This window comes from Rhizobacter sp. (assembly GCA_021153565.1).
Taxonomy (GTDB): domain Bacteria; phylum Pseudomonadota; class Gammaproteobacteria; order Burkholderiales; family Burkholderiaceae_C; genus Albitalea.
This window is the reverse complement of sequence record JAJKJU010000262.1, coordinates 1-5684: the sequence shown is the minus strand read 5'-3', so window position 1 is coordinate 5684 and position 5684 is coordinate 1. Positions and strand designations below refer to the sequence as shown.

Genomic DNA, 5684 nt, shown 5'->3' with positions numbered 1-5684 from the left:
GCAGACTCGCCCACGATGCGCGCCACCGCCGCGAAGGGCATCTGCTGCGCCAGCATCAGGATCAGCGCCTCGAACAGCAGCGTGAAGCCCGACAGGCGTCCAGCGAAGTCTGGCTCGACCAATCGGACCGAGCCCTTGGGCAACTTCACGCGCGGCGTGCGTACCTGCAAGTGGCATTCGTGCTGGAAGAAGTTCAAGTGCCGGTACGTCTTGGGCACCGTGTCGTGCACCGGATGCACGCCCTCATGCCCAGAGACCGCAAAGCGCGTACCCGGCGTGAAGTCGATCCTCACCGTCAGCACCTTGGTGCCCTCATCGAAATCCACGGCCCCTACCGACCACGGCGCGCTAATCCCCAGCGCCGCCTCGAACACCTTGGTTGTCATTCCCTACTTCCTTGTCCCGGCTGCAAACATGCCCAAGAGTACCCACTCAAAATTCAAGAGAGGCCGAATAAGCCAGTCCGATGAGACCCTGGCGACTTCTACATCGGCGAAGGTCGGGACCTGATCTGGTCGCTCCGACGAGAGATCAATCCCGCCTTCGATCTTGACGTATTGCTCGCGTGCGCAGCCCCTCACCCAGAGGTCTGCCATCACTCGAGTGCCGTCCACGTTGACGGAGCCAGGGTACTCGCAGAAGGCGTCGACAAGCGGGCAACTCTCTGCAAGGGCCCAGGCCGCCAGACTGTCATACGAGAACAGCACCAGCATGCGGGCCGCCTTGGGGCTGTAGAGCTGGATGCGACGCATCCATGGCAGTCGTTTGATGGTGACGGGCTGGGGGCACTTCATCGACGGTGACGACCCCGTCCAGGCGTTCCTGGACTACAAGCGCAAGCAAGTCACCAAGCAGCGCGGCCGCGTCGGTCACACGGCTCGTTCCACCACGCAGTTGCTGGCTCGACGAGCCCCCCGTCTTCCCCGACGCACCCGTGCTCGGCTACTTCTGAGACCACAAAGTCTCACATTTACCCTCGCCGCAGTCTCACATTTACTTTCGTGGACATCGGCCGCCGGGTACAACTGTTCGACCACGCAGCGTTTGCCGTGTGGCTCGGCCTTGAGGCCGAGCCGGCAGTGTCCTCACTATGTGAGCGCCCCGCCCGCATCGGGCCTGACGCGAATGCCTTGCCGATCGACTTCTGGGTGCGTCGTGTCGATTACGACTCTGGCGGCTGGTTTGAATGATCATCACTTGGACGGTCAACGTTCGTAGAGGAAAGCAAAGTTGTCACCGGCGCGTTCCCTCGTGAGCGGTCCGCAAAGTGACAACTTTGCCGACACGTCCAGCAAAGCAAATTCGTCAGCTCGCATCAGCGGCAAGTAATTTCGTCACTTCGCAGCTTCACGCCCGATCTTGACGTCTAAGTTGTTGATCCATGAAGGGATCGACAACACGCTACACGGTGCCGCTGACCTCGCATCGTCCGCCGGCTGCGCGGCTGCTGGAGGCCTTCAGTCCGAAGCTGGCGCGCCGCGTGCGGCTGTACGACCACACGAGCTTCAAGCTCTGGATTTCGCTCGAGGCCGACGCGGAGGTGAAGGCGTTGTGCGAGCGTCCAGTCGCGCTGAACGGTGATGCCGGCCGCATGATCGAATTCTGGGTGCAGCGCGAGGAATTGCTGCTCATCGAGAATTCCAAGGCATCCGCTGCGCTGCCCGATCGTTTCGGCGAGATCGCCGTAGAACGAGGCAAAAGTGTCAATATCGCCGAGCCCGGTATCCGTAGTGAAGTGCATCGAAAGATTGACACTTTTACCCTCACTCTGAGCGAGGCAAATCTGTCAACAAACGATAGAGATAGAGCGAGGCAAGTCTGTCAATTCGCAGCCAGAGCTGGCCAAACCGTACGCAACCCGTTGATTCACCGCATGTCCGACTACCTTGCTTCCAGGCGCTGGCGCCAGCCTCAAATTTTGAGCATCACCGAATCACAACCACTCCTCCAGCCAGTTGCACCCGTTTGCCGGGCTCATCCTTGGCACAGAAGCAAACAGATCGTGAGCAGTTGACCTTCGTTTGCCCACGCATGGGTCGGGCAATGCGCGTATCGCATCGGTGACACTCTTGCCTCGCAGCGACGGGCAGGTGCAGCCGATTGACACATTTACCTCGCATCGGGTTGCAGGCCGCGCCAGGCCTCGCTTTGCGAAGTGTTGGCACGGTCGATGGCGCCATGTTGACACTTTTACCCTCGCGTTTGAGACACTCTTTCCTCGGTCTACGGGTCGGCAGCGCCTGGCCGCGACTGTCGGGAGCTTCCAGTGCCGAGCCGGGACAGCCTTCGACCAGCCAATCGCACCCGTCGGCGTAGGGGTTGCCGCAGCGTTTGTCGCGGCGTGGATCAGTTTCGGCAGATTTTGGGTAACAGGGACGAGCGCGAGCGGACCGCGGGAGTCGGCGGTCGTAGAGGAAAGCAAACTTTGCTCTGCGCTTGCCGGCCGCGATCAAGCGACTGTGGAAAACCTTGATTGGCGAAGACGCCCAGTCCATGGATCTCGCGTTGACGGACTTCGACGCCCTCGAGTGGCGCAGTGGCGTCGGTGCCTTTGGATATTTTCATGGGCCGTGAGGGTCGCCAGTGGTGTCGCCGTTGCGGGCGGAAAACGGCGTAAGGCGAGAAATCATCGTTGGGACGCGCGTTCAGGAGGAAAGGGCGGCAAGCGGTCGAGCCGGCTCATACGAGCCTAAAGCGGATCCACTCGCAGCATCTCTGGAACGCGAAGTGAACGTTGTCGGCCCGAAGTTTGGTCGCCACGACGCACCGAAATCCCGTACTTGACCGAATCGTCTTTTGGAGAGGCAATCCGCTTCGCCCTTCTACGGGGCAGCAGCTCTTCCCTGGTTGACGAAGGCCGTCGCTACGGCCTGGTTGAACCGAAAGACGCTCAGCCCGCTGGGATTCTCATCGGGCGAAGGATACGTGTTCGTCACCGTGCCGCTGGTGCCCGCCGTCTGCACGCTGGTGAGCCGGCTGCTCGCCTTGATTTGTTGCCCTTCCCCGCCAGCAGCATGCGCGGCAACGTTCTGGATGGGCGCGAGGGGCTCTGAGGGCATCTCGCGCTGCCGCGCGATCAGAGTTTCGCATTTTGCTACTGCGCTTCGGATACTGCACGAGTCGACTGCTCACCCATGCCACTCTGTAGGCATGAATGCCATGTAGCGAGATGACATGACCAGAATCACCAGAATCTTTGGCAACCCAAGCGGTGGCACAGTCAGGCCGGGCGAAGGAGCCCCCATCAATCCCGCCCGGGGCCCCCATATCCCCAATGCTGCGGGACAGCCGCCAAGGTCGGTGGACCTTGCCCCCCGAGGTGGTCAACCCGACGCTTCAGTGAGGCCTCGCTCGCCGCTGCCATTTCCCGCGAATCAGCCCCAGCTGTCCGCCACCCCGGTGCACGGCGAGATTCGGGAGCACTGTCCGACACTGGGCGAGTTGCTCGCCCAGGAGCGCCGGGCCGAGCAGTCCCAGCGGGCGCAACTGGTGCACTCCGCGCTGCCCAATGGCGGTGCGGTGATGAATCGCTTAAAGGACCGCGCGGCGAGACAGCGTCAATGGCACGCGCGCCTGACTGGGCCCAAGCCCATGGACGACAAGCGCAGGGAGGCGTTCGAGGAACTTGTGCGCGCCGACGTGGTGGCGCTGGCCACGACCGGCAAGATGGAGCCCTGGGTTGCCGCCGAAACAATGTGCGCGGCTATCGGGGATGGAATACTGGGCCAGGGCATCCTTGGCGCAGGATCGGCAACTGCTGCTGGACGTGCTGGACAAAATGTCCATGCAGGTCGATCGCCTTTACAAGCAGCTGAACCTGAAGGTCACGTCGGACACCGTGCCCGCCTTCACCAACACCCAGGTGCTGGAAAAGCCCAAGAAACTTCGATCGGGCGCTTTCTACACCGTCTTCGCGGTCAAGCTCCAGAATTCCAATGGCAGTGTGTTCGACGGCGTCTTCAAGCCGCTCGGCACAACAGAGAGTGGCGTGAGCTCCGTAGCGACCGGCATCCCGAGGGATGATCCGCAGACCGCGATGCGCAACATCGCGACGCTTTCCTACGCGAAGAAGCTCGGTCTTGACGTGATCGCGGACACGCGGCTGGCACTGATCGACACCGGGCGCGGCATCCTCGATCCCGACATCGGCCTGATCATGGAGCGGGCCCGTGGCGAGATGGCCGCCCGGACCGATGCGAGCATTCTGACCCGTCCGGACGTGTGCACGGAGGTGACCAAGCTCCAGTTGCTCGACCACCTGACGGGTCAAGTCGATCGCCATGCCTGCAACTACTTCATCAACATTGAGCTGAATGGTCGTGCCAAGGTGACAGGCATCGACAACGACCAGTGCTTCGGCAAGAACCTGACCGGCCCGGCCGACCTGAAGCGGGTCGACGACGGTGTCATACGTGAGCATATCTGGGGCACGGAACTGCCCCCGGTAGTCGATACCGAGATGGCGGGTGCGATCAATGCGCTCACGTCAAGCGACATCCGTTCGATGCTTGGAAACAAGCTGAACGAAGCCGAGATCCAGGCGGCGATCACCCGCCACAAAGGCGTCAAGATTCATATCGACCATCTGCGATACGGCGGCTTGGTCATTGACCCGGCGCAATGGGGCGACCCGAAAGTGCAGCAACTCTTGAACGAGCAAAACAGCTACCTGATACGCGATCGCGAACGGAACTGGTGAGGTATTTCCCCATGAATGCATCCGCGAATGAACCGGGCAACGGCAGTGCCTCGCCCACGGCCCAGGCGTTCTTTGAGCGCGAGCGCCTGCCGTTTCCACCCGTGCCAGCGCAGCTGGCGGCGTCGCTGCAGCAACAGGGACCGGGGTGGTTCGCCACGCGGCCGCTGACGTCAACGCCATACGACTTCAATCACTTCCTGGCCGAGGTCGAGGCGCAACCTGGCCTGCCGGACTACGCCATCGTCGGCTTCGACGGCCACGGCATCAACAGCTGGGCGGTGCACTTCTATCTGGTCGGCAAGGGGATCGCGCTCTTCATCCAGCTTCCCTGGGGTGGCGCCTACCTGGAGCCCGAGCCAGCCCGGGCAGAGATCGCCGACCTGTTCGAATGGGCCGAGACCCTGCAGTCCCGGCTGCAACTCGCCGAGTCGGCCGGCAAGATCCCGGATGGCATGCGGCTTCAGGTCGCCGCGAGCCGCTTCGGCCACGCTGGCTGGCGCTGGCTCGATGCCGCCCAGGATGCCGCTGCGACCCGCTGGAACCCGTCGGCCGGCATGAAGGCCGCCATGCTGCAGGAGCTCGACGATGTGATCAGTGGTCAGCGGCTGCTGCTGACGACGTCGCGTCCCCAGTGACGCACGCCTCAATCCAAACGCTGGCCCGAAGTTCCATCAGCAGCCGAGCGAGTTTGTCCTTGAGCGACGCGGACCTGGCGTGAGATCGGGGTTCGGCTTTCTGTCTACAACTGGATCTTCTGGAGCCGTTCGAAGGCCTGGCGCTGCCTAAGCCCAGATCAAACGCGAGCCGAGCGGCCGCCTCACCCCCCAAGGCCGGACCAAGCGCATGCAAGGCTCGAGAGTGCGATCGGGTGCGACGTTGATGTCGCTCGGCGAGATCTACTGCGCGGGCGACCCGGCACAGTACGCGCACTGCCTGATCAAGCCTGCCGGGCAGATCGACCTCAAAAGCGTCGCCGACGAGAAGG

7 protein-coding genes are annotated in these 5684 nt (G+C 62.4%); 4 read left to right on the top strand and 3 right to left on the bottom strand.

What is annotated here, in order from left to right; all coding sequences use genetic code 11:
* Positions 1–386 (bottom strand): helix-turn-helix domain-containing protein (locus AC30NL_RS16830; RefSeq protein WP_489465149.1); only part of this gene is annotated, 386 nt, incomplete at its 3' end.
* 3 nt (positions 387–389) lie between these two features.
* The gene (locus AC30NL_RS16825; RefSeq protein ID WP_489465148.1) at positions 390–713 is read right to left on the bottom strand and encodes a hypothetical protein; all 324 of its coding nucleotides are present in this window, start codon (positions 711–713) and stop codon (positions 390–392) included.
* Between the two features lie 288 nt (positions 714–1001).
* On the opposite strand from AC30NL_RS16825, the gene AC30NL_RS16820 reads away from it, so the two are divergent.
* Together AC30NL_RS16820 and AC30NL_RS16815 are read left to right on the top strand one after the other, a co-directional pair.
* Complete coding sequence (locus AC30NL_RS16820) at positions 1002–1190, top strand: hypothetical protein (protein ID WP_489465147.1); 189 nt, start codon at positions 1002–1004, stop codon at positions 1188–1190.
* A 191-nt stretch (positions 1191–1381) separates the two neighbouring features.
* A complete protein-coding gene (locus AC30NL_RS16815) occupies positions 1382–2014 on the top strand; it encodes a hypothetical protein (RefSeq protein WP_489465146.1) in 633 nt (210 codons plus the stop codon).
* 808 nt (positions 2015–2822) lie between these two features.
* On the opposite strand, the gene AC30NL_RS16810 is transcribed toward AC30NL_RS16815, so the two are convergent.
* Positions 2823–3059 carry a hypothetical protein gene (locus tag AC30NL_RS16810; RefSeq protein WP_489465145.1) on the bottom strand — a complete coding sequence of 79 codons (237 nt, stop codon included), beginning with the start codon at positions 3057–3059 and terminating at the stop codon, positions 2823–2825.
* A 620-nt stretch (positions 3060–3679) separates the two neighbouring features.
* On the opposite strand from AC30NL_RS16810, the gene AC30NL_RS16805 reads away from it, so the two are divergent.
* Both AC30NL_RS16805 and AC30NL_RS16800 read left to right on the top strand, forming a co-directional pair.
* Positions 3680–4699, top strand: a complete 1020-nt coding sequence (locus tag AC30NL_RS16805) for a hypothetical protein (protein ID WP_489465144.1) — start codon at positions 3680–3682, stop codon at positions 4697–4699.
* An 11-nt stretch (positions 4700–4710) separates the two neighbouring features.
* On the top strand, positions 4711–5334 hold the full coding sequence (locus AC30NL_RS16800) for a hypothetical protein (RefSeq protein WP_489465143.1): 624 nt from the start codon (positions 4711–4713) through the stop codon (positions 5332–5334).
* Positions 5335–5684: the final 350 nt, after the last annotated feature.